The organism is Thermopirellula anaerolimosa (assembly GCF_054657335.1).
The window spans coordinates 22676-47365 of the sequence record NZ_BAAHYX010000001.1 but is presented as its reverse complement, the minus strand read 5'-3'; the positions used below and the strand labels follow the sequence as shown (position 1 = coordinate 47365).

Below are 24690 nucleotides of genomic sequence, written 5' to 3'. Positions count from 1 at the left end.
GCCACCGCACGCCGTATCTGGCCAGTTGGCCGGAGATCGAGCCCTGGCTCGACGGCCTGGCCTCAGGCGGCCACGACTACCAGACGGTCGTGATCGACTCGATCGACTGGCTCTTGCGCAGGATCGAGGAGCACGTGGCCGGCGTGGACGGCACGCCCACCGGCATGAAACAGACCCTCAACCGCTCGCACGGCGGCTACGGCAACGGCCGACAGGTGCTCAAGAACTACGTCTACCAGTACCTCTTGCCGGTCTTGGATCGGCTGGTCAACGCGGGCGTAGCCGTGCTGCTATTGGCCCATGCCGCCCGCCGCTCGATCACCACGATCGACGGGATCGAACTGGAGAAGTCCGCCCCGGAGATTCACCCCGACTTGGCCAACACGATGATCGAGTGGTCCGACTTCGTCGGAGCGATTCGTCTTGTCGGCCAGGAACGGGAACTCGTCCTCTGCGAGACGCCGCAACTGGTGGCCAAGAACCGCTATGGGCTGTCGGAGAGCCTGCCTTTGTCCTGGCCGGCCTTCGTCGCGGCCGTGAGCAACCGCAACCTCAAGCCCCAAGGAGCCTGAACATCATGGCGAACCTCGGCAATTTCGATGCGTCTCAGGTGGAGCCTACCACCGCATTCGATCCCATCCCCGCCGGGAAATACCTGGCGATGATCACCGCCTCGGAGATGAAGCCGAACAAGGCCGGCACGGGCAGCTACCTCGAGCTGGTCTTCACGATCCTCGAGGGCGAGTACAAGGGTCGGCAGCTTTGGGTACGGCTCAACCTGGACAACCCCAACGAGCTGGCGGTGAAGATCGCCCGGGCCGAGCTGTCGGCCATCTGCCGGGCCGTCGGGCGTGCTCACGCCGCGCGACAGCGTGGAGCTGCACAACCTGCCGCTGGTGATCAAGGCCGGCTGCCAGAAGCGCAAGGACACCGACGAGATCGCCAACGTCATCCGTGGCTACGAGAAGCGGGACGCCGCGACCGGCCGGCCGCAACAGGCCCAATCGAGCACGCCGCCGTGGCGGAGGCCGTGATGGCTTGCAGTGTAGCGAGACAGGGCTGGGGTCAGACGGGGCATGGTCCGGCCTGGCGTGGCGTGGTCAGGCGTGGTGCGGCTGGGCAAGGCAAGGCGTGGCATGGCTTTTCATTCACAAGGGGAACGTATGCACAACGGAAACGGCAAACCCAAATCTATCGGGCCCGAGGCGACCAACGGCGCCTGCGGCACCATCGCGCTTTCGTTGCCTTATCGCGTCAAGGTTACGGTCCGCGGCGAGGCCGACGTGCTATTCCACCGTTGGAACTGCGAAGCGGTCGAGGCCAAGGCGAAGGCGGCCAAGGGTTCGGCAGCCAAGAAGGCCGACGATCTGGAATCCTACGTCTACCGCAATGATGCCGGGGAACTGTGCCTCCCCGGGGAGTACCTGCGGCAGGCGATCATTGCTGCCGCCAAGTACCGGCAGGACCCCCGCTCGCCACGCAAAAGCGCGATGGACTTGGTGAAGGCGGCCATCGTCAGCCTGACGCCGTTGGCCAGTCTGGGAGTGAAGGCGTGGGACTACGAGCATCGCTGCCGCGTGCAGGTGCAGCGCAACGGAGTCACCCGCGTGCGGCCAGCCCTCGGCGCCGGCTGGTCGGCGTCCTTCGTGCTTCTGGTGAATCTGCCGGAATACGTCTCGCTGGAGATGCTGCATGGCCTGCTGACGGATGCCGGGCGGTTGATCGGCGTGGGCGACTTCCGGCCCACCTACGGCCGGTTCCAAGTAATGCGATTCGATCTGTTGGACGCGCAATGACAGGGCATGGCCGGGCATGGCGGGCCTTGGCACGGCTTGGACAGGCGAGGTTTGGCACGGTTCGGCGTGGCGTGGCAGAAACGAGGAGGTCATAGGCGTGCGTGCGAGCCGGCGCGGTGGAGCGGCGACGACAGGTCAGCGCCCCGGTGGAGCCGAAAAGGAAAGGCGAAGGCGAAACGATCGTCCCCGCGACTTGCAGGACACGCACCGGCGACTGTCGGTCCCCTGCGAGACGCACGCCTGCACCTCCGCACGAAGAAAGGAAGAGCATGCTTACGGTGGAGCTGTCCTACCCGCCGTCTGTCAATCATTACTGGCGACGAGTTGGGCCGCGGACCCTGATCAGCCGCCAAGGACGGGCGTATCGCCGCGACGTGGCGACCGCCGTGCGGCTGATCGACCATGCGGCAGACCGACTGCCCTTGACCGGTCCGCTCCGTGTGGAAGTCTCGCTGTATCCGCCCGATCGCCGGCGACGCGACTTGGACAACGCCCTGAAGGCGCTGCTCGATGCGCTTCAGCATGCAGGCGTGTACCCGGACGACAGCTTGATTGAACAGCTCTCGGTCGAGAAGCGAGACGTTGTGAAAGGGGGCAAAGCCGTCGTGACGATCCGGCGGCGGTGCGTGCTGTGCGACGGGCTGGAGGTGCCGACGTGATGCAGCTCCGTCCCTACCAGCAGGCTGCGGTCGAGGCCGTCTACGAGCACCTCCGCACGCGCGACGACAATCCGGCGGTCGTGCTTCCCACAGCGGCCGGCAAGTCCCTCGTCATCGCCCAGTTGGTCCAAGACGCCGTGCTCAGGTGGAACGGCCGGGTGCTGGTGCTGGCCCACGTCAAGGAACTCTTGGAGCAGAACGCGGACAAGATTCGCCGGCTGTGCCCGGAGGTCGCAATCGGCATCTACTCGGCGGGGCTGAATCGCCGCGAAGGCGACAAACCTGTCGTGGTCGCTGGCATCCAATCGGTCTACAAGCGGGCCTGCGAGCTGGATGCCTTCGACCTGGTGATCGTCGACGAGGTCCACATGGTGCCCCCCGACGGCGAAGGGATGTATCGCACCTTTCTGGCCGAGGCGAAGGTCGTCAATCCGCACACGCGAGTCATCGGCCTGACGGCTACGCCGTTTCGCCTGTCCAGCGGACCGATCTGCACACCGGACGGCATCCTCAACCACATCTGCTACGAGGTGGGCGTGCGGGAACTCATGCGCGACGGCTACCTCTGCCCCCTGGTCACGAAGGCTGGCATCCACAAGGCCGAGTTTGAGCGACTGCACATCCGCGGCGGCGAATTCGTGGCGGACGAGGTCGAGGCCATGATGGACACCGATCGCTTGGTGATCGCGGCGTGCAGCGAGATCGTCACGCACACGCACGATCGCCGGAGTGTGTTGGTGTTTGCCGCCGGTGTGCGGCACGGGCGCCACGTGGCCCGCGTGCTGGCCGAGATGTCGGGGCAAGAGGTGGGCTTTCTGGACGGCCAGACGCCGGCCGCCGAGCGCGCCGAACTGATCGCCCGCTTCCGCCGCGAACCGCTTTCGGGCGACTTGTTCGGCAAGAGCGTGCCCCTGAAATACCTGGTCAACGTCAACGTCCTGACCACGGGCTTCGACGCCCCGAACATCGACTGCGTGGCCATCCTGCGTCCCACGATGTCGCCGGGACTCTGGTATCAGGCGGTCGGGAGGGGCTTCCGGATACATCCCGGCAAGCAGAACTGCCTTGTCCTGGACTTCGGCGGTAACGCCCTGCGCCACGGGCCGGTGGATCAACTGAAGACGCCCGAAGCGCCCGGGCGCGGCAGCGGCGAGGCGCCGGCCAAGGAATGTCCCGAATGCCATGCGGTGATCGCTGCCGGCTACGCCCGCTGCCCCGAGTGCGGCCACCAGTTCCCGCCGCCGGAAAGGCAGCGCCATGACGCCCGAGCCGCCACCACAGGCGTGCTCTCAGGCCAGGTCACCGACACCGAGTACGAGGTCCTGGACATCCGCTACAGCGTCCACACCAAGCGAGACGCCCCGCCGGATGCCCCGCGGTCCATGCGTGTGGAATACCGCATCGGCCAGTTCACCTGGGTCTCCGAGTGGGTCTGCTTCGAGCATGGCGGCTACGCCCGCTGGAAGGCCGAACAGTGGTGGCGGCGCCGTTCGCCCGACCCGGTGCCGGAGACGGCCGAGCGGGCCGTCGAGGTCGCCGAGGCGGGCGGGGTGGCGTGGACCGAAAAGATCGTGGTGCGCACGGTGGCCGGCGAGAAATACGACCGCATCGTGGGCTACACCCTGGGGCCGAAGCCGGACCCCGTGCCAGTTGGCCCCTCGGAATACGACCTGGACGACGTTCCGTTCTGAACGGAGGCAACGCTGTGAATGCCGTCTTGGAATGCTTGCCCCTGGACTTGGTGGACGACCACCCGGATAACCCGCGGCTGGCGTTCCGCGAGGACGTGATCGACGCCATCGCCGCGAACCTCGATGGCCAGTACCCGCAGAAGCACGCCATCCACGTGCGGCCGGTGGACGGGCGGTTTCAGTTGATGGCCGGCCACCACCGCGTCCGGGCCGCACGCAAGGCCGGTTTGCAGAGGATTTGGGCCTGGGTGGAACCGCTCGATGACCAGGCGGCGATGATGGAACTCGTGCTCTCGAACCAGCAGGGGGAACTGTCGCCCCTGGAAATCGGCTTGCATTGTCTGAAGGCGGTGCCATTAGGCAAAGGCGGTCGTGGCGTTGCCGGCGGACTGCGTGAATACGCTCGCCGAATTGGCAAGACGCATCCATACATTTTCCAAATGCGCAACGCTGCCGAGGTGTTGTCTGAATGCCGGAAAATGGTAAGTCAACTTACCGTTTTCTCGGACAAAGCCCAACACCTGGCGGCCGTCCACAAGCTGCCCCAAGACAGGTGGCCCGAGTTCGTCGAGTGGATCGCCCAAGCCAACCCCACGGTGGCCGAGGTGGAAGAGCGGGTGGCCCGGGCCCTCGGCCCCACAACACACCCCCAGCCCCTCGGAGATCACGATCCGGAGGAGCCAGGCGAGCCGCGAAGCACCATTTGGGACCCCGCATTCGGCCCACCAGACGAAGCCGAGTCGGACGAAGGGGATGAACCCCAGCGCGGGCTGCCCCACGTCGCCTTCAACACGGGCGACAGCGAGTGGTACACGCCGCAGGAGTTCATCGAGCGGGCGGTGGCCGTCATGGGCGGCATCGACCTGGACCCGGCTTCTACAGCCGTGGCCAACCAGGTCGTCCAGGCCGCGGAATACTTCACCGCCCAAGAGAACGGACTGGCGCGGCCTTGGCGGGGGCGGGTGTTTCTCAACCCGCCCTACGCCCAGCCCCTGGTGCAGCAGTTCGCCGACAAGCTCGTCCAACACGTCCAAGAGGGCGACGTGACGGAAGCGGTGGTGCTGGTCAACAACGCCACCGAGACCCGCTGGTTCCAGACGCTCTTGACGGCCGCCCGGGCAGTCTGCTTCCCGGCGGGGCGGGTGCAGTTCTGGCGGCCCGATAGGGGCTCGGCCAGCCCGCTGCAAGGGCAGGCGGTGATCTACTGCGGCCCCCAGGTGGATCGGTTCCAAGAAACCTTCGCGGACTTGGGGAGGGTGTGCCATGTCGCCCAATGATCCACCCCATGTGATGCACTGGGATTGCCGGAAGCATGGATGCTTCAACCAGAAAAAGCGGCTCAAGTTCCGGTTTCTTTCCGACTGTCTGCCCGACCGCATCGCCTTCACAGACATCGACGCCATCACGGAGATCAACGGCAATCTGCTCGTGTTGGAATGGAAGGCTCACACGGGGCTCACCCGAGGCCAACGGATTTTGTTCGAGCGACTGACGCTGACGTGTCCGGCCACGGTGCTGGTGGTCGAGGGCGATGCCGAGCAGATGTCCGTTATCAGCGTCCGCATGGTGTGGTGCGGCAAGATCGGCCCCCCGGAACCCGCGGACCTGGAACGCCTGCGGCAAGAGATCCGAGCCTGGGCCCAGTGGGCTGCGGCCAATCGGGCTTTCCAAAGGAAGTACAAGCATGAGCGAGACCGTTGACGCGATTGACGAACCGGTCATGCTGCCCCAGAAGGGGCTGGCACGCTTCGCCACCGGCGCGGTGCGCGGCACGGACGCCGACGGCGAGCGTTGGGATTTGATCACGCCCATCGGGCTGCGGCGCCTGGCCGAGACCTGCGCCGAAGGCGCGGCGAAGTACGGCGAGCACAACTGGCAGAAGGGCATCCCGGCCAGCGTAATGCTCAATCACGCCATCCGGCACATCTACCTCTACCTGGCAGGCGACAGGGGCGAAGACCACCTGGCCCACGCCGCCTGGAACATCCTGGGCGTGTGCCACTTCGAAGAGGCGCTGCCCGAGATGATCGACATTCCCACCAGGGCAGACGGCAGGAAGTCGTAGATGCTACAGTTGCTCGAAAACCTGTTCGGCGAAGCGCTCTCGCCCGCGCGACGGGTCGTGGTGTTCACCACGCCGTCGCGGCAGACGCGGCTGTTCGCCGACTACCAGCAGTTGGCCGGCTATGCCAACAAGCAGAGCCGCTCGCAAAACGTCTACTTCGGGCTGGGACTGGTGGCGGGAACGCCGCGTGGCCGTGGCAAACAGGCCGACATCGCCGCCATCGGCGGACTGTGGGCCGACATCGATGTTTCCAGCCAGGCCCATCCCAAGCCGAACTTGCCACAGAGCATCGATGAGGCTCACGACCTGCTGGCCCACATGCCGCTTGCACCCTCGGCCGTGGTCTACAGCGGCCACGGCCTGCACGCCTACTGGTTTTTCCATGAGCCGTGGCTCTTCGCCGACGACGCGGACCGCCAGAAGGCAGCCGCGCTAGCCAAAGGATGGCACGCCCTGCTGTGCCGCAAAGCCGCTGCGCGGGGCTGGGCGCTGGAAAACCTCGGCGACCTGACCCGCGTGCTGCGCCTGCCGGACACGCTCAACCACAACAGCCAAGGTCCGCCCGTTGAAGTCCGCCTGTTGCAATTGGATGAACTCCGCCGCTATGCATCTGACGACTTCGAGCCGTACCTGCCCGCCGAGTCCGAACCACAGGTTGTGTGTGGCACGCTGGTCTTGCGTCCCGACGCCCAGCCCCCGGCTCAAAAACTCTTGGACTTGGCCGGCAAAAGCCCCTTGTTCTGGCAAACGTGGAACCGGCAGCGGACCGACCTGGCCGACCCGTCCGCCAGCGGCTACGACCTGAGCCTTGCCACCATCGCCGCACTCAACGAGTGGACCGACCAAGAGATCGCCGACCTCATGATCGCCTTCCGGCGGCACCACAACGACAACCCAGAAAAGGCCCTGCGGCAGGACTACCTGCAGCGAACCATCGCCAAAGCCCGGCAGGCGAAACCGAACGGCGAGGTGGTGGACATCTCATCCCTCATCGGCCCGAGTGAGCCGCAACCACCGGCCGAGCCGACCCCACCCGACCCCGGGCCCATGCCGGACGACCTTCTGGACGTGCCCGGCTTCATCCGGCAGGTGACCGACTACACGCTGGCCGTCTCGCCCTATCCCCAGCCAGCATTGGCCTTCGCCGCAGCCCTCGTCCTCCAAGCCTTCCTGGCCGGACGGAAGGTCCGCGATGCGGCCGACAACCGCACCAATCTCTACGTCCTCGCGCTGGCCAATAGCGGCGCGGGCAAGAATGAGCCCCGCAAGGTCAACCAGCGCATCTGCGTCGAGGCAGGCCTCCAGGACTGCCTGGGCGACGCCTTCGCCTCCGGGGAAGGCATCGAGGACCGCTTGTTCCTCACGCCCTCGGTCCTGTTCCAGACCGACGAGATCGACGGCCTGATGAACGCCATCAACCGGGCCTCCGACGCCCGCCACGAGGGCATCATGAACGTGCTGCTGAAGATGTACACCTCCAGCAGCACCATCTATCCCCTGCGGGTCAAGGCCGGCGGCCGCTCGCCCGGGGTGGTCGACCAGCCCTCGCTGTGCATGCTCGGCACGGCCGTGCCCAAGTACTACTACGAGGCCTTGAGCGTGCGCATGCTCAACAACGGCTTCTTCGCGCGGTTGATCGTGCTGGAGGCGGGCAAGCGCGGCCGGGGCCAGACGCCGCTGTCGCGGCCGATCCCAGAGGCTATCCTGTGCACCGCACGCTGGTGGACCGACTTCCGCCCCGGCGAAGGCAACCTTCAGAACTGGCACCCCATCCCGGTCTGCGTGGAGGCGACGCCGGAAGCTGAAGCGGCGTTGGAGGAGTTCCGCGCGCTGGCCGACGACCGCTATGCCGAAGCCGAAGACCGGGACGACCCGGCGGGCATGGCCATCTGGGCTCGGGCTTACGAGAAGGCCCGCAAGCTCGCGCTGGTCTACGCCGCAAGCGAGAACCATCTTCAGATGCGGATCGACGAGCCGGCCGTGCAGTGGGCGTGGCGATTCGTGGACTACCAGACTCGGCGGATGCTCTTCATGGCCGGCCAGCACGTGGCGGAGGGCCAGTTTGACGCCAAGTGCAAGCGGATGATCGAGGTGTTGGGCAATTGGCGCAAGCGTCGCGGTGATGCCTGGATGCCCCATTGGTATCTGTCGCGACGGCTTGGTTGGAGCGACCGAGACATCGAAGAGGTGCGCAACGCACTGGTGAGCCAGCGACGCATCGCCTACGAGATCGGCTCGACGCCGGACCGGGGCCGGATCGGCCAAAGGTACAGGCTATCGGAGTGATCGTTAATTACCGCCTCGAAAGGCGGGAATTAGCAACGGTTTCGGGTAATTACCGACGAAATCGGCTAATTGCCGCCTGAGCCGAGGCGGGAATTAGGGAAGTCGTAAGATGAAAGAAATAAATAACTTACATCTTCTTCTCTCTAATTACCGCATATTCCGCCCACCCGCCCACGCGCACGCATTAGCGCGCGTACGCGCGCGAGGGGGCGGTCGGTGGTGGGCTAGGTACTTCCCGGCCAAAACCCCACTAACGGGGCGTGCGGGAACGGGGCCGAACCATGGGAGAGTTTTATTGGATGGTCAAGACTTTGGACGCAGGGAGGCAAGCCATGAAGATCGAGCTTTGGGCACCGGGCCGCATCCGGCCCAGCGGAAGGGCAGGCCGGGAGAATCGGCCCGTAAAGGCCCCCAAAACGCCCGTAGCGGGGCGATTGCAAGGGTAATGGACATCCGTATATCTCCCGGCCGAAGCCCCGCCACGCGGCCACCAGGGGCCTAGAAACGGCCAAACGGTACCGGTGGGGGGGCGGCTCTCGGCCCCATGTGCAAGGCGTGTCCGCGTGGCCCCTGCGGAAACGACGCTCCCCGCCACATCCGTCCCCAATGTCGCAGTCACGGAGGAAAGCATGAAGATTGAATGGATCGACGTAGACCGGCTGATTCCCTATGAGCGGAACCCGCGACAAAACGACCAGGCCGTCGAGGCCGTGGCCCGGTCCATCCGGGAGTATGGCTTCAAGCAACCAATCGTGGTGGACGCCGATGGGGTGATCATCTGCGGCCACACGCGCTGGAAGGCGGCCCAGAAGCTGGGTCTGGAGAAAGTGCCCGTCCACGTGGCCAAGGACCTGTCGCCCGAGCAGGTCAAGGCCTACCGCATCGCCGACAACAAGACGGCCGAGCTGGCCGAGTGGAACTACGAGCTACTGCCCATCGAGCTGGGCGAGCTTCAGGGGATGAACTACGACCTGGGCCTCTTGGGCTTCTCGGAAGAGGAACTGGCCGAACTGCTAGACCCGGGCGTGAAAAAAGGCCTGTGCGACCCTGACGAGGTGCCCGAGCCGCCCGATGAGCCGATCACCCGGCCTGGCGACCTGTGGCTCTTGGGCGACCACCGGCTGCTCTGTGGCGATGCGGGGAAGGCCGAGGACGTGGACCGGCTGCTGGATGGCAACCCGGTGCACCTGGTGAACACCGACCCGCCGTACAACGTGCGGGTCGAGCCCCGATCGAACAACGCCATCGCTGCGGGCTTGAGCTCGTATCCTTCGGCCGAAGAGCTGCAGGGCGGGCGTCGTTGGCGTGGGCACCACCAGTCGATGGACGTGGCCCGGCACCCGGAGAAAGCCAAATCCACGCACCGCAAGCTGCGGGCCAAGGACCGGCCGCTGGAAAACGACTTCGTTTCGGACGAAGAGTTCAACCGGCTTCTGCACGCCTGGTTCGGCAATATCGCGCGGGCGCTGCGTCCCGGCCACGCCTTCTACATCTGGGGCGGCTATGCGAATCTGGGCAACTATCCCCCAGTGCTCAAGGAGCACAAGCTCTACTTCTCGCAAGGAATCGTGTGGGACAAAGAGCATCCCGTGTTGACCCGAAAAGACTTTCTTGGGTGCTTCGAACTTGCGTTCTACGGGTGGAAGGAGGGCGCGGGCCACCGCTTCTTCGGCCCCAACAACGTGCCCGACCTGTGGCAGGTCAAGAAGGTCAGCCCGCAGAAGATGCTCCACTTATGCCTTCACCCCGAGAGCCTGGTCCTGACGGAGGCTGGCTATCGCCCGATTCGGTCCCTTCAAACGGGCGACCGCGTTTTTTCAGGCGACGGCACCTTCCACGATGTCGTCCATGTGTCGTCGCATCCCTATACGTCCGAGTACCTGTATCGGATCACGGCCAAGGGGGGAAACATCACCACGGAGGCCTCGGACAACCACCCGTTTCTCATCTGGCGTCCCGCACGCTGCGGCCGGAGCATCGTGGGCGGCGAGGTGGGTTGGGTGCGCGCCGATGAAGTGCAGGCCGGCGATTACACGATGACCCCCGTCCTCGCCGGCGATGGTCCCGATCCCTTTCCTGAGCTGGACGAAGACTTCTGGTTCTTGTTCGGCTTGTACCTGGCCCAGGGGCATCTACAGGCGGCCGGCCACGGGGATCACCGCTACCCGGTCTTCTCGATCCACAAGAGGCGGCAGGATTTGGCTGCGCGAATCTGCAAGCAATGGCCCCGCGCCAGCGAGTACGACCCGAACGATTACGCGCAGCGGCCCTCCAGCGGGCTGGTGGTGATGGCCTTCGACGCCGATGCCGGAGAGCGGTTCGAGGCCCTGGGGGGCCGTCACGCTCATGCCAAGCGGATGGCGCCGGAAGTCTTTTCCCTGCCGCGCGCGAAGCGCAGCGCCATCCTGCACGGTTGGCTCAACGGCGACGGCTGCAAGGTCCACGATCGCCCGTATTGGCAGGGGAACACGGTGTCGGCGGATCTGGCCGCGCAGTTGGCCTTGCTGGCCGAGTCGGTGGGCTACCGAGCGAACGTCTACGCATACGATCCCCCTCCCGACCTCGGCGGAGTCGGCGACCGACGCTTTCAGAGCCGGCGGCGGGTCTACTACCTCTACTTTTACGAACAGACCCAATTGGCCAAGCGTGGTTGTCCCACCTGGGTGGAGCACGGCGGCCAGGAGTACTCGCTGCGGCGCGTTAAGAGCGTAGAACGGGTGCCCTACGGAGGGCAGGTATGGAATCTCAGTATCGAGGGGCACCCGTCGTTTCAGACGGCTGTCGGGCTATCGCACAACACCGAAAAGCCCGTGGAGCTGGCCGTGCGGGCGATCCAGTACTCGTCGCTTGCCGGCGAGAACGTGTTGGATCTGTTCGGCGGCAGCGGCTCGACGCTCATCGCGGCCGAGCAGACCGGGCGGCGTGCGTTCCTGATGGAACTGGACCCGCTGTACTGCGACACCATCGTCCAGCGCTTCGAAAACTTCACGGGCAAGAAGGCGGAGCGAAAAAGATTGGAGGCAGCGGTATGACCCATCCAGACTCTGTCGCTGCGCGTTTCTGGAGAAAAGTCGATCGTTCCGCACTGGAAGGTTGTTGGAATTGGACGGCATCCACAGGGACGGGCGGCTACGGTCAGATCAACATCAACGGAAAACCAAGACCTGCATCCCGCGTGGCGTTTGAATTGGTCTACGGCGAGATTCCCGAGGGTCTGTTTGTCTGTCACTGGTGCGACAACCGATTGTGCGTGAATCCAGACCATCTGTTCTTGGGGACTCCGGCAGACAACATACACGACATGGATGCGAAGGGGCGGCGCGTCAACACACCCCACCTTGGCTCGCGTCACGGTTGTGCCAAGCTCGACGAGCAGAAGGTGGCCGAGATCAAACGAAGGATTCAGGCGGGGGAACCGCAAAAGGCGTTGGCCGCGTTACCCCCGGGGCAATCAATCACATTGCGAAGAGACGGCAATGGAGACACGTTGCGTGAAAAGAAGCCACCTTACGTACCTCGCCAGTCCGTATTCGCATCCCGACGCGGCGGTGCGCCAAGAGCGTTTCGAGGCCGCTTGCCGTGCGGCCGCGGAACTCATCCGGCGGGGCCACGTGGTGTTCTCGCCCATCGCCCACAGCCACTGCATTGCCCAGCACGGCCTGCCCGTGGACTGGGGCTTTTGGCAGCGGCAGGACATCGAGCTTCTGGCCGCCTGCGACGAACTGTGGGTGCTCAAGCTCGACGGCTGGCAACACAGCCGCGGGGTGCAAGCCGAGATTGCCATCGTCCGGGCGCTGGGCAAGCCGGTCCGCTTTGTGAGCGAGGCGGAGTTGACCGAAGAGAAGGCCGCCGGGATGGCGGCGTGTTGAGGAGGGGATGCACGATGCGTCTACGCGAGAATCGAGAGGTCCTGATGCTTGAGCGAGCCGCCCTCCAGCCGCAGCACGCGAGCAGACTCGTCGGGGATCGAGAACGCCTTGCCCGGCAGCCCCGCGGGCAGGCTGGCGAAGTAGAACCCGCCGGGCGTCTGGCAGAAGCACAGCGGGTTCCCGCAGCGGACGACCAGAAACCGCAGGGGCTTGTTCCACAGGCCGAGCAGGGCCAGGGGGCCTTCGGTTCGGGCCACGGCCCAGGCGGCCCGCTCAAGAAGCGTCCCGGCTCGGCGCATCATGAGCAGGCCCAGCACCTCGCTATCGCAGTCGGTCTTGGGCCGCAGTCGGTAGCGCCGCACCAGGTCGGCGTAGTTTCGGACCACGCCGTTGTGGACTACAAAGCCGCGGCCGGCCGGATGGGGATGGTTGTTGCGGTTGTCCTGGGGGTCGCCGTGGGTGGCCCAGCGGCAGTGGCCGATGACGGCTACCGCGTGGCGGCAGACGTCCAGGTCGGCCAGGCAGGCCGTAGCCGCGCCCGGGCGCTTGAAGGTGTGCATCGTGCCGTCGACGTCGATCCACGCCAGGCCGAAGGCATGGCGGCCGCGGGTTTCCGTCTCGGCGGCAATGTGCCGCAGGCGGGCCAGGTCCGGCCCGCGTCCATCGGTGCTCAGGAATCCGAAGATGCCGCACATGGCCGCCCCCTACGCCAGATCACCGGATTGCAGGCGGATCGCGTGGGATTCCAAGGCGTCTGCTACCGCAGCGAGCAAGGCGGCATCGCGTCGGGCGGTGGCGGCAAGCTCGCGCTGGCGGCAGACGGCGGCGTCGCCCCGCCGGGCATCGGCCATGTCCGAGAGGCGTTCGGCCAGGCGGGCGATTTCTGCGGCCCAATCGCCCGGCGTGACATCCGCGCGGATGCCCCGGGCCAGGACCGCGGCCCACTCGGTGGCGGTCAGACGCTGGTCGGCAGCGAGTCGCTTCGTGTGCGTCATGGTTGTGATCCTTTCGTCGCTTCGGTTTGGGTTGCCTCGTCAGGCGGCCGGCACCCATCCGGCCACGACGCCCGCGTCCGTGCGTGCGTTTCGGCTTCAGGGCATGGCGTCGTACTTCTTGGCCAACCGGCGGAACTCGGCCTTGATCTGGTCCTGTGGGATGGCGTCGGAAATCCATCCGTACTGCTTGCCGCCGTGGATGCGGGCGTAGCCTTTTCCCCAGGCCAAGTAGCCCAGCAGGCGTTCCGTCTCGCTCTGGCCCGGGCCCGACTTCTTCCAGCCGCCCGTGGGAGCCTTCGGGGTCCAGGTAGGCATCCGCTTGGCCGCCAGGGCCCGCTCCACCAAGCCCAGGCAGACCTGAATCCAGCCGGCGACCTTGGTGGGATTGAGCGAACCGCTGAAGACGCGGAACTCGACCGTGTCCTTGGTTCCGCGGGCGAGATTGGTCAGGTTCAAGGCGTGGTAGCGGTCACGGTCCAAGGCGGGCTTGGCCGACTTGTCGCTTCCGTACTTCCGCACCCCGCCGCAGTACCTGCCCCGCTCGCGGTTCTTGGTGCCGGTGATCGCGTAGAGGCCCTTTTCCAGGTAGGCGACGATGGTGACCAGCCGGGCCAGGGCCTCGCTCGGCCAATCGCGATTCCAGCCGACATGGACGTGGACGCCGCAGGAGGCGTTGACCCGGTGCCCCTTGGCCTCAAGCGTGCTGAGCACCTCGATTACCTGGCGGATGCCTTCTTCGCCTTGGAGCACGGGGCTGACGATTTCGCACTTGTGGCCGCCATTGCCGTTGTCGATGGAACCGTCCGCTTCGGCCTTCCAGCCGGCCGGCAGGTACGGCACCTGGATTCCGCGGCGGTAGGGGCCGATGCGCAGGCCGTCGTTTCGCACGGCGCTATCCGGGGCGATGGTCTCGATTTCGAGACCGAAGGTGAGGTCGCTGGCGTTCATGGCGTTTCCATCGATGGTGTAATGTTCATGCGTACATTACACAGGAGCCATGAACGGCCAAAAACATCAAGCGGATTTCCGCCCCGGCAGGCCGGATTTTTCGGAATACTTTCGGGCCGCTCGGTAGCACCGCCTCACGCTTGTGACCGGTGGGGGAGCAGCGCTTTCGGCCAGCCGGCCGGAAGATGGGGGCTTAAGACGGGCGGGGTCGTTGCCGGGCCAGGGTGCGGGGGTCGCGCTGTGTTGGCCACGTGGGGCCCACCGTGGCCGCGTGTGGCGTCGCAGGCGGGGACGGGGGCCCGTGGGCCAAGGCCAAAAGAAAACCCCGGGGGAACCCCCGGGGATAGCCGACCGGCGCGCTCTCGTTTAGGCCCTGGCGAACTTGCCGCGCTCGACTTTGCGGAAGCGGGACTCGGCCCCCTTGGCCGCGATCTCCCGCGCGATGGCTGCGTAGAGCGTCCGATCGGGCGTCTTGCCGCCGGGCGACTTCCAATAGCCTTTGGCCTCGACCGCCGCGACGATTTCCTTGGCTGTCATCGGCCGGCCCGCTTCTTCCAGCACGCGGGCGGCGGCGTCCAGGCCGCTGGGCCGCTTTGCCTTGGGTTCGCCCGGTTTGGCCCCTGGGACGTCCTTCTTGCCTTTGGCTCTGGCGCCTGCCTTGGGCGTGTTCCTGCCCTTGGTAGCCGCCGTGGGCGATTTGGGCGGGCCCAGGGCGGACGCCGCGGCCCCAACTTCCGCGGGCTGGACGTTGCCGCCCGCCGCCTCGCCTCGCAGCCGCTGGGCGCTCTTGATGCGGACCTTCTTGCCCGTGGCCAGGTTCGTGGCGTCCCAGCCGCCATGGCGGTTCTCGCCGTCGATCCGGACCGGCACCAGCTTGTCGGTCACCTTGGCGGTGTAGACCTTGCCGATCTGTACTTCGTCGCGTTTCATCGCATCGCTCCTTGGAACAGGGGAAAACAGGGGTTACTTCGTTGCCGCCCGGCCCGCCTCGTAGGCCGCACGCAGGGCCAGCTTCACCTTGCCGATCGGAAGCTCAACGTGTACGTCGTAGGTGCCACGGGCGTGCCAGGCGGTCTGGATGCCCAGCACGTCCTTGGCGATCTTTTCGAGGTTCCCGTCCACATGCGTTCGCCGGTTGCAATGCCGGGCCATGAACAGGTACTGCTCACGTGCCGCCTTGGTATCGGCGACGCTTGCCGCCCGACGCCACAGCGCGGCCGCCTGGGGCCAGGCCTCGGCCCGCTGGGCGGCCTCGGCCTCTTGGGCGTAGTCGAGATGTTTCGTTTGGCGTTCAGGCATAGTTGTGCTCCTCGTGCGTTATGGGGTCTTGGTGGATGGCGAGTTGCCCATTGGGGTGACCTCGAAGTCGGAGACCCACAACTCGCCATCGGGGTTGCGATGGAGTTGGCAGTCGTCGCCGCCGGTGACATCGATTCGGTACAGCCAGCCGTCGTCGTACTCGGCCGCTGCGATCACGCCCTGGGCTACGGACATCCCTTGGGCGATGTCGATTGCCACCGGCGTCCCGATCGGCAGGGGCGGCTTCTTCGTGTTTGCCATCTCGGCGCTCCTTGGGGGTTAGTACCGTGGCGTACTCTCGACGATGGTGAGGTGGAACTGCTGGCCATTGGGCAGCGAGACCACCAGTCCACGGTTCATGGTCAATACGCCCGCGTCATGGAACGTGGTGACGTGGCCGCCGACGGGGTCGAGCCGCCGCGTAAGCAGGTTCGCCAGCTTGGTCTCGAATCGCTCTTCGGTCATGGGTTGCTTTGCCATGATCGTCCTCCTTCAGTCGTTGACCGGGATGGTCATGATCCGCCCGGTCGGCTTGTGGTAGGAAAGGTACGCGAACTCGATTCCCGCCGCCTCGATCCGCTCGGCCTCGGCCTGCGTGAGGGTGAGGTATTTGAGGCTTCTACCCCCATCGGCCCCGATCATGATGGCCCGCTGGTCGCCCGAGGTGTTCAGGTACCGGAGGGCCTCGGCGGCGCTACCGTGTTCGGTCGCCTGGATGGTGATCTGGCGAGTCTTCATGGACACGTCTCCGATTCTGGTGCGGGTTCTGGAATTCCCCTCGCGTCATGACACAGGAGCCATGTTTCGGCCAGCGCATCAAGCGGAATCCCCGCCGCACGGCCCGGAATTTCAGGAATACTTTTTGGTCCAGGCGTAGCACCCGATGAACGCAACCAGCGCCCAACAGCAGCAGGCAAGCCCGCTCAATCCCCAGGCCTTGCGGCTGGAGGACCTGGCCCGGGTTCTGTCGGCTTTGGGGCCGCGGCCGGTGACCGTGGAATTGCTCCAAGCGGACATCGACGCCGGGGCCCCGACCAATGCCGATGGCACGCTGAACCTGGTCCATTACGTGGCCTGGCTGGTCAAGGAGATGGGCCGTGGCGATTGACCCCAGGCGACTGCGTCCCAGCGAGCTGTGCCGGCTGGTCAACTCCACGCCGCTAGGCACGGTCTTGGACGAGCGGCAACTGCACCGGCACCGCACCCGGGCCGGCTTTCGCATCGGCGACGGGCGGCATGTGGACCTGTTTCGTTATGCCGCTTGGCTGGTGGAGCTGCGCCACACGCCGCGCCCGCAAGCCGAGGGCGACCCGTACGAGAAGCTCAAGGAGCGTGCCGCGGCTCGGAACAAGGCCCTGTCGCTTGCCGGCCGCGACATCGGCCAATTGCCGGTGGTGGTCAACCCCGAGCGGAAAGCGCAAGCCGCCCAAGACTTCCGCTTCTTCTGCGAGCAGTACTTCCCGATGACGTTCCACTTGCCGTGGTCGGCGGATCACCTGAAAGTGATGGCCAAGATCGAGCAGGCCGTGCTTCGCGGTGGGCTCTTTGCGATGGCCATGCCCAGGGGGGCGGGGAAGTCGTCGCTGGCCGAGACGGCCTGTCTTTGGGCGGTACTGTATGGCCACCGGGAGTTCGTGTGTCTTATCGGCTCGGACGAAGGCCACGCGATGGACATGCTCGAGTCGATCAAGATGGAACTGGACGGCAACGAGCTGCTCTTGGAAGACTTCCCCGAGGTGGTCTACCCGATCCATTGCCTGGAGGGCATCGCCAATCGCTGCGCCGGGCAGCTTTACCAGGGCCAGCGGACCCATATCGGTTGGACCGCCCGGGAGATCGTCCTGCCCACGATTCCCGGAAGCAAGGCCGCAGGCGCGATCATCAAGGTGGCGGGACTGACGGGCCGCATCCGGGGCATGAAGTTCAAGCGGGCCGATGGGAAGACCGTCAGGCCCAGCCTGGTGGTGCTAGACGATCCTCAGACCGACGAGAGTGCCCGCAGCCTGTCGCAGTGCGCCACGCGGGAGAGCATCTTGGCCGGGGCCGTGCTCGGCTTGGCCGGTCCGGGCAGGAAGATCGCCGGGGTCATGCCCTGCACGGTGATCCGCCCGGGCGACATGGCCGACAACATTCTGAATCGGGATAAGCATCCAGAGTGGAATGGCGAGCGGACGAAACTGGTCTATACCTTCCCCACGAATGAAAAACTTTGGCAGCAGTATGCCGAACTGCGGGCCGAGAGCTTCCGCCGGGGCGGCCACGGCGAGGAGGCCACGGAGTTCTACCGCCAAAACCGCAAGGCGATGGACGAGGGCGCCGTGGTGGCGTGGCCGGAGCGGTTCAACCACGACGAGCTATCCGCCATCCAGCATGCCATGAACCTGAAGCTCCAGGACGAGCGGGCCTTCTGGGCCGAGTACCAGAACGAGCCCTTGCCCGAGGAGTCGGCTCAAGATGAGGACCTTTCGGCCGAGGCAGTCGCCGCGAAGCTCAATCGCATGCGTCGAGGCGAGGTGCCCGTGGGCGGCAACCATTTGACGATGTTCGTCGACGTGCAGCAGGCGCTGCTGTTCTACGTGGTCTGCGCATGGGAGGACGATTTCACCGGCTACGTGATCGACTACGGCACCTATCCACCGCAACATCGGCCCTATTTCACGCTCCGCGATGCCCGGCCCACGCTCGCGGCGGTAACGAAAGCCGGCGGCGTGGAAGGGGCGATCTATGCCGGGCTGGAAAAACTCACCGGCGACTACCTGGGCCGCGAGTTCCGCAGGGATGATGGGGCCCAGTTGCGGATCGAACGGTGCTTGGTGGATGCCAACTGGGGCCAATCCACCGATGTGGTCTACCAGTTCTGCCGCCAGTCGGCCCATGCCGCGGTGGTGATGCCCAGTCACGGCCGGTTCATCGGGGCATCGAGCCGGCCGCTCAATGACTACCAGCGCAAGCCGGGTGATCGCGTGGGGCTGAACTGGCGTATCCCGAACGTCCAGGGGCGCCGGGCGGTGCGGTACGTGATTTACGACACGAACTTCTGGAAGTCGTTCGTCTACGCCCGGCTGGCCGTGGCGATGGGCGACCGGGGCTGCTTGTCGCTCTTTGGCCAACGGCCGGAGGAGCACCGGTTGTTTGCCGAGCACGTGACGGCCGAGTACCGCGTGAAGACCGAAGGCCGGGGCCGGACGGTGGACGAGTGGAAGCTGCGTCCGTCCGCCGGGGATAACCACTGGCTCGACTGCCTGGTGGGCTGCGCCGTGGCCGCGTCGATCCAGGGGGTTTCACTGCCGGGCCTGTCCGCCGAACCAGGCCGGGACCGCCGGCGGGTGAGCTTTGCGGAGCTTCAGCGGAGGCGTCGAGAGCATCATGGATGATCCATCCCAAGCCCCAAGTCCCACGTCCCAGGCTAGCCCCCCGCGTGGCATTGCCTGCCCTCGATGCGGGTGCTGCCACTTGCGCACCACGCACACCGAGCCATTACGAAACGGCCGCATCCGCCGCCGCAAGGTCTGTCGGCATTGCGGCCGACGCATGGTGACCTATGAGTCGCCACCATCCCAACGGGTGGCGGATCGCTATATGTAGCACGATTTCGATCTTTTTGGCAAATTGGCGGACAGGTTGCGCCCAATTGGCATATGTAAGAGATAGGCGGACTAGCCCTGTGGCAACCCGTGGCGAGCTCGTGGCCGTCCCCCGCTGGGCAGGGCTGGATCGCTATATGTAGCACGATTTCGGAATTCTGGGCGAAAAGCTCCGACAGTTCGGCCTCGCGCCGGGCAGGTCAACTAATAGGGGGAGGCCCGAGGCCGGGTTTCGGCCGGGCCCGCTCGAAGCTATTCGCCTTTGCGGGAGTAACAGCCGGTGAGCGACCATCTCGACGACACCATCCGCCAGAACGCCCAAGGGCCGGCCAAGGTGGCCGGCGACGCGGGCACGGTCGAGCAGCACCCGCTTTCGGAGCAGATCGAGGCGGATAAGTACTTGTCGGCGAAAGAGGCTGTGCAGAAGAAGCAGCGCGGCCTGCGGTTCAACAAGCTCGTCCCGCCGGGGGTGAACTGAGTTGTTTGCATGGATGCGGCAGTTGTGGCCAAGGAAGGCCACCCCGGTTCGTCGTCGTCCGCGTGCGTGGCAGGCCGCGCTTCCCCTGCGGGCCCGCTACGACGCGGCGATGACCACCGAAGAGAACCGCCGGCACTGGGCGGCGGCCGATGGGCTTTCGGCCCGGGCGGCCAACAGCGCTGAGGTCCGGCGGATCCTGCGGAACCGCGCCCGCTACGAGGTGGCCAACAACAGCTACGCCCGCGGCATCGTGCTCACGCTGGCCAACGATTCCGTGGGCACCGGCCCGCGGCTCCAGATGCTCACCTCAAATGCTGAGGCGAACCGGCGGATCGAGCAGGAGTTTTCCAGGTGGGCCAAGGCAGTGGGCCTGGCCGAGAAGCTTCGCACCATGCGCATGGCCCGAGCCCAGGATGGCGAGGCCTTTGCCATTCTCACGAGCAACCCGCGATTGCCCACGCCCGTGAAGCTCGACCTGCGCCTGGTCGAGGCCGACCAGGTGACCACGCCGGACCTGAATGCCCTGGCCGGCAATGCCGTCGATGGCATCCTCTTCGACGCCTTCGGCAACCCGATCGAGTACCACGTGCTGCGCGACCACCCGGGCGATGCCCAGTTGGCTTTGGGACTCCAGTACGACCGCCTGCCGGCCGAGGCCGTGGTGCATTGGTTTCGTGTGGATCGTCCGGGACAAGTTCGCGGCATTCCCGACATCATGCCGGCCCTGCCGCTCTTCGCCCAGCTTCGGCGGTTCACGCTAGCGGTGATCGCCGCGGCCGAGACCGCGGCCGACTTCGCCGGCATCCTCTACACCGACGCCCCGCCGGGCGGCGAGGCGGACGCGGCCGAGCCGTTCGAGCCCATCGAGCTGGAAAGCCGGGCCCTGGTCACCATGCCCGGCGGCTGGAAGATGAGCCAGCTTCAGGCCGAGCAGCCCGCCACCACCTACGCGGAGTTCAAACGAGAAATCCTCAACGAAATCGCCCGCTGCTTGAACATGCCGTTCAACATCGCGGCGGGCAACTCGAGCGGCTACAACTACGCCTCCGGCCGGCTGGACCACCAGACCTACTACAAGAGTCTGCGGGTCGAGCAGGCCCATTTGGAAAGTGTGGTGCTCGATCGCGTGCTGGCCGCGTGGCTCGATGAGGCGGTGCTGATCCCGGAGCTGTGGCCGGAGGACCTGGGGCCGATGCCCGAGTGGCCGCATCAGTGGTTCTGGGACGGGCAGGAGCACGTGGACCCGGCCAAGGAAGCGACGGCCCAGGCGACGCGATTGGCCAGCCATACGACGACGTTGGCCTACGAGTACGCCCGACAAGGCCGCGATTGGGAAGATGCCCTGCGCCAGCGGGCCAAGGAATTGGCCCTGATGCGCAAGCTGGGGCTCAATGCAGCCCAGACCGTGCCGGGGCCGGCATCGGATGAGGAGCCTACGGACGATGAGGAGGAAGTGACCAATGCCGCTGCCGCAGCGTAAGCCGGGTGAATCGCATGACGAGTTCATCGAGCGGTGCATGGCCGATCCGGTCATGGTCGAAGAGTTTCCCGACGCAGCTCAGCGCAGGGCTGTCTGCCAGCGCCAGGGGAGGGTGCGCACGGAAGCGCATCTGAACCTGGTCTGCGACCCGGGCTCGATCACGATCGAGGCTGCGTCGGAAGACGCTTCGGCCGATGATGGCGCAAAACCCAAGCTGCCGCGGTTCTCGATGGTCGCCTACACGGGCGGGCCCATGCGGATCGCCGGTTGGCGCTATCCGGTGATCGTGGACCTGGCCGGCCTGTCCATCCCGTCGCAGAGTCGGCCGATCCGTTTCGGCCACGACATGCAAAGCGGCGTCGGTCACACCGACGCCATCCGCATCGATGACGGGCGCCTGGTGGCCACGGGCGTGGTGTCCCGCGACACGCAGGCCGCCCGCGAGATCGTCGCCAGTGCCCGCAACGGCTTTCCCTGGCAGGCCTCGATCGCCGCGGCCGTCGAGGAGTTCGAGTTCGTTCGTGAGAACCAGAAGGTGCTGGTCAACGGCCGCCAGTTCGCCGGGCCAGTCAATGTGGTCCGCAAGGCCACGCTCGGCGAGATCAGTTTCGTGGACCTGGGGGCTGACGGGGCTACCAGCGCCAGCCTGGCCGCAGCAAGCAAGCAGGAGAACCCACCGATGGAAAGCCTTTCCCACACCCATCCTCAAGTGCAGGCTGACGAGCCGGCGGATACGCGGGCCGCGACGGCCGAAAACGCTTCTGGGCCCACCTCGCAAGCCCCAAGTCTCAAGCCCCAGGCCTCCGACGCCCAGGCCGCTGAGGCGGCACGGGTGCTGGCCGTCCGCATGATCTGCGGCGGCAAGCACCCGCAGATCGAGGCCCAGGCGATCCAGGAGAACTGGGACGTGAGTCGCACCGCGCTGGCGGTCCTGCGAGCCGAGCGCCCCAAGGCCCCGGCCGTGCATGTCCGCAGCCCAGAGGTTGTCACCGGGCGATTGCTCGAGGCCGCCTGCATGCTGACGGCCAAGGCCCAAGGTGTGGAAGACCTCTTCGACGAGCCGACCCTGGATGCGGCCGGCCGCCGGTTCCGCGGCGGGATCGGCCTCCAAGAGCTTCTCTTGGAAGCCGCTTGGGCCAACGGCTACACCGGCCGCAGCTTCCGCGACAGCCGCGCTGTGCTGCGGTTCGCCTTCCGGCCGGAACTGGAGGCCGGCTTCTCGACCATCGACATCGGCGGCATCCTATCGAACGTGGCCAACAAGTTCCTCTTGGACGGATTCTTCTCCGTCGAGCGGACCTGGCGGAACATCTGCGCGGTGCGGAACGTCTCGGACTTCAAGACCGTGACCAGCTACCGCCTGATCGGCACGGACCAGTACGAGCAGGTCGCCCCGGGCGGGGAACTCAAGCACGGCACGCTGGGCAACGAGACGTACACGAACAAGGCCGATACCTACGGTCTGGTGCTCTCGATCGACCGGCGGGACATCATCAACGATGATCTGGGGGCGATCACCACCGTGCCGCGCAAGCTCGGCCGGGGGTCGGGCCTGAAGCTGAACGACGTCTTTTGGAGCACGTTCCTCAATAACGCCAGCTTCTTCACGGCGGCCAACAAGAACTACCTGGAAGGGGCCGACACGGCCCTGTCGATCGACGGACTGACCAAGGCCGAGGTGGCCTTCATGGACCAGGTGGACTCGGACGGCAAGCCGATCGGGATCATGCCGGCGATTCTCCTGGTGCCCACGGCGCTATCAGCCATTGGCTCGCAGCTCTACAAGTCGATGGAGCTGCGCGACACGACGAGCAACAAGAGCTACCCGGTGGCCAACCCGCACCAGGGCAAGTTCCGGGTGGAGGTGGCACGCTATCTGTCGAACGCCGCCTACGCGGGCAGTTCCAGCAAGGCCTGGTATCTCTTGGCCCTACCGGACGACCTGCCGGTGATCGAGGTCGCGTTCCTCAACGGCCAGGAGAGCCCGACGATCGAGACGGCGGATGCCGATTTCTCGGTGCTCGGCATCCAGATGCGCGGCTACCATGATTTTGGCGTAGCCCTGCAAGACCCGCGTGGCGGCGTGAAGATGAAGGGTGAGGCGTGAGCACGCTGCCGACAACTGAAGGCTGAACACGGAAGGAGCAACCCAGATGGCACTTGCGGTTTTCGTACAGCAGGGGGAGCAGATCGACTACACGCCGTCGGCGGATGTGGCGGCCGGCGATGTGGTGGTCCAGGAGGACCTGGTCGGGATCGCCCGCAGCGCAATCCCCGCCGGCACGCCGGGCTCGCTGGCCGTGGCCGGGGTGTTCGACGTGGTCAAGGCCAGTGCGACGGAGTTCGCGGCCGGGGCCAAGGTCTATTGGGACGCCACGAACAAGGTGGCGGTGACCACCGACGGCGCCGGGGCGAACAAGCTCCTGGGCAAGGCCGTGCGCGCGGCGGGCGCCGGGGCGACCGTGGTCCGCGTCCGGCTGAGCCAGTGATCCGCTCATGGGCGACCTGCTCGATGACGGCTTGGCCTGGCTGGCCGAGCGGCTCAAGGTCCATGCCTCGCGGCCGGTTATCTACCGACGCGGGACCGACGAGACGACTGTTCAAGCGATCGTCGGGCGGACGCTCCTGAAGCTCGACGACGGCTATGGTGGCGTGCGCATGGAGTGGACCGACCGAGACTTTTTGATTGCGGCCGATGACCTCATTCTCGCCGGCCAGAAGGCGTTGCCCCGGCGGGGAGATCAGATTCGAGAGACCACCGGCGGCAAGACGCTGGTCTACGAGGTGCTGGCGCCAGGCAGTGAACCCGAGTGGCGCTGGAGCGACCCGCATCGCAGGCTGCTGCGGATTCACACCAAGCAGATCGGCGAGGAGTGACTGACGATGATGCGACTGTGTGCGGCGATTCTAATGGCTGTGCTGGTGGGGCTGGCGGCGGTGGGTCTCGGGGCCGTGGTCGGCGGCAATCGGGCACCCGATGGGACCGAAGTCCAGTGCGACCTGCCTGTCGAGCTGCATCGCCGCAACACGACCTCGCGGGGTCAGGGCTGCTGCGTGTGGACTTCGATCCACCATGCGGCCCTGTGGCAGAACGTGCCGGCCTATCAAGAGGCCCCGAAGTGGATTCAGGAGCACGGCATCCCCGGCGGGGCGTATCCGGGGGCCGTGGAAAAATACCTGCCCGAGATGGCCCGCCAGCGTGGTGCAAGCCAGGCGCCTGCGTTCCTCAACTACGAGGGCAGCGACCTGGAACTGTTGAAGCTGGCCTGCCGCACGGGCCGGATGCCTGCGGTCACGTATAGCTATAGCCCCAGCGGCCGCTATGGCGGAGGGCGGATCGCCCACATGGTCAACCTGGTCCACGCCGACGATCGCTACTTCGCCGTCTTGGACAACAACTACATCGGGGAGAACCAGATCGAGTGGATGACGCCTGAGGAGTTCCGGCGTTCGTGGACGGGCCTGGGGGGCGGGTGGGCGGTGATCCTCCTGGCTCCGCCCCCGCCCCCACCGCCAACCAGCGCAAACTGAGGGCTCTCA

General features: G+C 65.9%; 29 protein-coding genes, 1 other RNA gene and 2 pseudogenes. 23 read left to right on the top strand and 9 right to left on the bottom strand.

The features are described from left to right. The 14 genes and pseudogenes from ACYQ6J_RS00240 to ACYQ6J_RS00175 all read left to right on the top strand — a co-directional run. Positions 1 to 572: AAA family ATPase (locus ACYQ6J_RS00240; protein ID WP_460182185.1), on the top strand; the 572-nt coding region annotated here is incomplete at its 5' end. Positions 573 to 577: 5 nt separating this feature from the next. Then, positions 578 to 793: pseudogene (locus ACYQ6J_RS00235) on the top strand (DUF669 domain-containing protein); the annotation flags it as partial. Positions 794 to 851: 58 nt separating this feature from the next. Beyond that, entirely contained in the window at positions 852 to 1034 is a 183-nt protein-coding gene (locus ACYQ6J_RS00230) for a hypothetical protein (RefSeq protein ID WP_460182188.1), read from the top strand. A 102-nt stretch (positions 1035 to 1136) separates the two neighbouring features. Then, a complete protein-coding gene (locus tag ACYQ6J_RS00225; RefSeq protein ID WP_460182187.1) occupies positions 1137 to 1796 on the top strand; it encodes a hypothetical protein in 660 nt (219 codons plus the stop codon). Between the two features lie 269 nt (positions 1797 to 2065). Then, positions 2066 to 2455, top strand: a complete 390-nt coding sequence (locus tag ACYQ6J_RS00220) for a RusA family crossover junction endodeoxyribonuclease (protein ID WP_460182184.1) — start codon at positions 2066 to 2068, stop codon at positions 2453 to 2455. Beyond that, on the top strand, positions 2455 to 4146 hold the full coding sequence (locus ACYQ6J_RS00215; protein WP_460182186.1) for a DEAD/DEAH box helicase: 1692 nt from the start codon (positions 2455 to 2457) through the stop codon (positions 4144 to 4146). Before ACYQ6J_RS00220 ends, ACYQ6J_RS00215 begins: the two co-directional genes overlap by 1 nt. Positions 4147 to 4160: 14 nt before the next feature. Beyond that, entirely contained in the window at positions 4161 to 5423 is a 1263-nt protein-coding gene (locus ACYQ6J_RS00210) for a DNA N-6-adenine-methyltransferase (RefSeq protein WP_460182183.1), read from the top strand. Further along, positions 5410 to 5847, top strand: a complete 438-nt coding sequence (locus ACYQ6J_RS00205) for a hypothetical protein (RefSeq protein ID WP_460182182.1) — start codon at positions 5410 to 5412, stop codon at positions 5845 to 5847. Before ACYQ6J_RS00210 ends, ACYQ6J_RS00205 begins: the two co-directional genes overlap by 14 nt. Then, positions 5831 to 6211, top strand: a complete 381-nt coding sequence (locus ACYQ6J_RS00200) for a dATP/dGTP diphosphohydrolase domain-containing protein (RefSeq protein WP_460182181.1) — start codon at positions 5831 to 5833, stop codon at positions 6209 to 6211. The genes ACYQ6J_RS00205 and ACYQ6J_RS00200 overlap by 17 nt, the downstream gene beginning before the upstream one ends. Next, positions 6212 to 8497 (top strand): DUF3987 domain-containing protein, encoded by a 2286-nt coding sequence (locus ACYQ6J_RS00195; protein ID WP_460182180.1) that lies wholly within the window; start codon positions 6212 to 6214, stop codon positions 8495 to 8497. Between the two features lie 281 nt (positions 8498 to 8778). Next, positions 8779 to 8943 (top strand): hypothetical protein, encoded by a 165-nt coding sequence (locus ACYQ6J_RS00190; protein WP_460182179.1) that lies wholly within the window; start codon positions 8779 to 8781, stop codon positions 8941 to 8943. Between the two features lie 183 nt (positions 8944 to 9126). Next, a complete protein-coding gene (locus ACYQ6J_RS00185; RefSeq protein WP_460182178.1) occupies positions 9127 to 11529 on the top strand; it encodes a DNA methyltransferase in 2403 nt (800 codons plus the stop codon). Beyond that, positions 11526 to 11777, top strand: a pseudogene (locus tag ACYQ6J_RS00180) (HNH endonuclease signature motif containing protein); the annotation flags it as partial. The gene ACYQ6J_RS00185 and the pseudogene ACYQ6J_RS00180, both read left to right, overlap by 4 nt. 211 nt (positions 11778 to 11988) lie before the next feature. After that, positions 11989 to 12366 (top strand): DUF1937 family protein, encoded by a 378-nt coding sequence (locus ACYQ6J_RS00175; protein WP_460182177.1) that lies wholly within the window; start codon positions 11989 to 11991, stop codon positions 12364 to 12366. Positions 12367 to 12386: 20 nt separating this feature from the next. Here ACYQ6J_RS00175 and ACYQ6J_RS00170 read toward each other — a convergent pair whose 3' ends face one another. The 9 genes from ACYQ6J_RS00170 to ACYQ6J_RS00130 all read right to left on the bottom strand — a co-directional run bounded on the left by ACYQ6J_RS00170 (position 12387) and on the right by ACYQ6J_RS00130 (position 16346). Continuing rightward, entirely contained in the window at positions 12387 to 13061 is a 675-nt protein-coding gene (locus ACYQ6J_RS00170) for a class II glutamine amidotransferase (RefSeq protein ID WP_460182176.1), read from the bottom strand. A 9-nt stretch (positions 13062 to 13070) separates the two neighbouring features. Next, positions 13071 to 13361 (bottom strand): hypothetical protein, encoded by a 291-nt coding sequence (locus ACYQ6J_RS00165; RefSeq protein WP_460182175.1) that lies wholly within the window; start codon positions 13359 to 13361, stop codon positions 13071 to 13073. A gap of 25 nt (positions 13362 to 13386) precedes the next feature. Beyond that, positions 13387 to 13457: hammerhead ribozyme type II (locus tag ACYQ6J_RS00160), an RNA gene on the bottom strand. After that, complete coding sequence (locus ACYQ6J_RS00155; protein ID WP_460182174.1) at positions 13458 to 14309, bottom strand: amidoligase family protein; 852 nt, start codon at positions 14307 to 14309, stop codon at positions 13458 to 13460. A 366-nt stretch (positions 14310 to 14675) separates the two neighbouring features. Beyond that, positions 14676 to 15239 (bottom strand): winged helix-turn-helix domain-containing protein, encoded by a 564-nt coding sequence (locus tag ACYQ6J_RS00150; protein WP_460182173.1) that lies wholly within the window; start codon positions 15237 to 15239, stop codon positions 14676 to 14678. A gap of 33 nt (positions 15240 to 15272) precedes the next feature. Then, entirely contained in the window at positions 15273 to 15608 is a 336-nt protein-coding gene (locus ACYQ6J_RS00145; RefSeq protein WP_460182172.1) for a DUF6900 domain-containing protein, read from the bottom strand. An 18-nt stretch (positions 15609 to 15626) separates the two neighbouring features. After that, positions 15627 to 15869: a hypothetical protein gene (locus ACYQ6J_RS00140; RefSeq protein WP_460182171.1), complete on the bottom strand. Its 243-nt coding sequence runs from the start codon at positions 15867 to 15869 to the stop codon at positions 15627 to 15629. Between the two features lie 18 nt (positions 15870 to 15887). After that, the gene (locus ACYQ6J_RS00135; protein ID WP_460182170.1) at positions 15888 to 16088 is read right to left on the bottom strand and encodes a hypothetical protein; all 201 of its coding nucleotides are present in this window, start codon (positions 16086 to 16088) and stop codon (positions 15888 to 15890) included. 12 nt (positions 16089 to 16100) lie between these two features. Beyond that, entirely contained in the window at positions 16101 to 16346 is a 246-nt protein-coding gene (locus ACYQ6J_RS00130) for a hypothetical protein (RefSeq protein WP_460182169.1), read from the bottom strand. Between the two features lie 145 nt (positions 16347 to 16491). Between ACYQ6J_RS00130 and ACYQ6J_RS00125 the strand changes: the two genes are divergently transcribed. The 9 genes from ACYQ6J_RS00125 to ACYQ6J_RS00090 all read left to right on the top strand — a co-directional run bounded on the left by ACYQ6J_RS00125 (position 16492) and on the right by ACYQ6J_RS00090 (position 24681). Next, positions 16492 to 16716 (top strand): hypothetical protein, encoded by a 225-nt coding sequence (locus ACYQ6J_RS00125; RefSeq protein WP_460182168.1) that lies wholly within the window; start codon positions 16492 to 16494, stop codon positions 16714 to 16716. After that, positions 16706 to 18982, top strand: a complete 2277-nt coding sequence (locus tag ACYQ6J_RS00120; RefSeq protein ID WP_460182167.1) for a terminase gpA endonuclease subunit — start codon at positions 16706 to 16708, stop codon at positions 18980 to 18982. Before ACYQ6J_RS00125 ends, ACYQ6J_RS00120 begins: the two co-directional genes overlap by 11 nt. Then, positions 18975 to 19193 carry an NrdR family transcriptional regulator gene (locus tag ACYQ6J_RS18940; protein WP_487248090.1) on the top strand — a complete coding sequence of 73 codons (219 nt, stop codon included), beginning with the start codon at positions 18975 to 18977 and terminating at the stop codon, positions 19191 to 19193. Before ACYQ6J_RS00120 ends, ACYQ6J_RS18940 begins: the two co-directional genes overlap by 8 nt. Before the next feature lie 279 nt (positions 19194 to 19472). Beyond that, positions 19473 to 19670: a hypothetical protein gene (locus tag ACYQ6J_RS00115; protein WP_460182166.1), complete on the top strand. Its 198-nt coding sequence runs from the start codon at positions 19473 to 19475 to the stop codon at positions 19668 to 19670. 13 nt (positions 19671 to 19683) lie between these two features. Then, positions 19684 to 21150, top strand: coding sequence for a phage portal protein (locus tag ACYQ6J_RS00110; protein ID WP_460182165.1), 1467 nt, complete (start codon positions 19684 to 19686; stop codon positions 21148 to 21150). Next, positions 21131 to 23257 carry a phage major capsid protein gene (locus ACYQ6J_RS00105; RefSeq protein WP_460182164.1) on the top strand — a complete coding sequence of 709 codons (2127 nt, stop codon included), beginning with the start codon at positions 21131 to 21133 and terminating at the stop codon, positions 23255 to 23257. Before ACYQ6J_RS00110 ends, ACYQ6J_RS00105 begins: the two co-directional genes overlap by 20 nt. A 46-nt stretch (positions 23258 to 23303) precedes the next feature. Then, the gene (locus ACYQ6J_RS00100) at positions 23304 to 23639 is read left to right on the top strand and encodes a DUF2190 family protein (RefSeq protein ID WP_460182163.1); all 336 of its coding nucleotides are present in this window, start codon (positions 23304 to 23306) and stop codon (positions 23637 to 23639) included. Between the two features lie 7 nt (positions 23640 to 23646). Beyond that, a complete protein-coding gene (locus tag ACYQ6J_RS00095; protein ID WP_460182162.1) occupies positions 23647 to 24027 on the top strand; it encodes a hypothetical protein in 381 nt (126 codons plus the stop codon). A 6-nt stretch (positions 24028 to 24033) separates the two neighbouring features. Then, positions 24034 to 24681: a hypothetical protein gene (locus tag ACYQ6J_RS00090; protein WP_460182161.1), complete on the top strand. Its 648-nt coding sequence runs from the start codon at positions 24034 to 24036 to the stop codon at positions 24679 to 24681. The last annotated feature ends 9 nt before the right edge of the window (positions 24682 to 24690 follow it).

Coding starts and splice junctions, on each gene's coding strand:
- ACYQ6J_RS00195 (WP_460182180.1), top strand. CDS start 6,212: ATGCTACAGTTGCTCGAAAACCTGTTCGGCGAAGCGCTCTCGCCCGCG.
- ACYQ6J_RS00170 (WP_460182176.1), bottom strand. CDS start 13,061: ATGTGCGGCATCTTCGGATTCCTGAGCACCGATGGACGCGGGCCGGAC.
- ACYQ6J_RS00110 (WP_460182165.1), top strand. CDS start 19,684: ATGCGGCAGTTGTGGCCAAGGAAGGCCACCCCGGTTCGTCGTCGTCCG.
- ACYQ6J_RS00140 (WP_460182171.1), bottom strand. CDS start 15,869: ATGGCAAACACGAAGAAGCCGCCCCTGCCGATCGGGACGCCGGTGGCA.
- ACYQ6J_RS00165 (WP_460182175.1), bottom strand. CDS start 13,361: ATGACGCACACGAAGCGACTCGCTGCCGACCAGCGTCTGACCGCCACC.
- ACYQ6J_RS00105 (WP_460182164.1), top strand. CDS start 21,131: ATGCCGCTGCCGCAGCGTAAGCCGGGTGAATCGCATGACGAGTTCATC.
- ACYQ6J_RS00100 (WP_460182163.1), top strand. CDS start 23,304: ATGGCACTTGCGGTTTTCGTACAGCAGGGGGAGCAGATCGACTACACG.
- ACYQ6J_RS00130 (WP_460182169.1), bottom strand. CDS start 16,346: ATGAAGACTCGCCAGATCACCATCCAGGCGACCGAACACGGTAGCGCC.
- ACYQ6J_RS00225 (WP_460182187.1), top strand. CDS start 1,137: ATGGCTTTTCATTCACAAGGGGAACGTATGCACAACGGAAACGGCAAA.
- ACYQ6J_RS00220 (WP_460182184.1), top strand. CDS start 2,066: ATGCTTACGGTGGAGCTGTCCTACCCGCCGTCTGTCAATCATTACTGG.
- ACYQ6J_RS00185 (WP_460182178.1), top strand. CDS start 9,127: ATGAAGATTGAATGGATCGACGTAGACCGGCTGATTCCCTATGAGCGG.
- ACYQ6J_RS00190 (WP_460182179.1), top strand. CDS start 8,779: ATGGGAGAGTTTTATTGGATGGTCAAGACTTTGGACGCAGGGAGGCAA.
- ACYQ6J_RS00095 (WP_460182162.1), top strand. CDS start 23,647: ATGGGCGACCTGCTCGATGACGGCTTGGCCTGGCTGGCCGAGCGGCTC.
- ACYQ6J_RS00150 (WP_460182173.1), bottom strand. CDS start 15,239: ATGAAACGCGACGAAGTACAGATCGGCAAGGTCTACACCGCCAAGGTG.
- ACYQ6J_RS00200 (WP_460182181.1), top strand. CDS start 5,831: ATGAGCGAGACCGTTGACGCGATTGACGAACCGGTCATGCTGCCCCAG.
- ACYQ6J_RS00125 (WP_460182168.1), top strand. CDS start 16,492: ATGAACGCAACCAGCGCCCAACAGCAGCAGGCAAGCCCGCTCAATCCC.
- ACYQ6J_RS18940 (WP_487248090.1), top strand. CDS start 18,975: ATGGATGATCCATCCCAAGCCCCAAGTCCCACGTCCCAGGCTAGCCCC.
- ACYQ6J_RS00145 (WP_460182172.1), bottom strand. CDS start 15,608: ATGCCTGAACGCCAAACGAAACATCTCGACTACGCCCAAGAGGCCGAG.
- ACYQ6J_RS00155 (WP_460182174.1), bottom strand. CDS start 14,309: ATGAACGCCAGCGACCTCACCTTCGGTCTCGAAATCGAGACCATCGCC.
- ACYQ6J_RS00090 (WP_460182161.1), top strand. CDS start 24,034: ATGATGCGACTGTGTGCGGCGATTCTAATGGCTGTGCTGGTGGGGCTG.
- ACYQ6J_RS00205 (WP_460182182.1), top strand. CDS start 5,410: ATGTCGCCCAATGATCCACCCCATGTGATGCACTGGGATTGCCGGAAG.
- ACYQ6J_RS00135 (WP_460182170.1), bottom strand. CDS start 16,088: ATGGCAAAGCAACCCATGACCGAAGAGCGATTCGAGACCAAGCTGGCG.
- ACYQ6J_RS00215 (WP_460182186.1), top strand. CDS start 2,455: ATGCAGCTCCGTCCCTACCAGCAGGCTGCGGTCGAGGCCGTCTACGAG.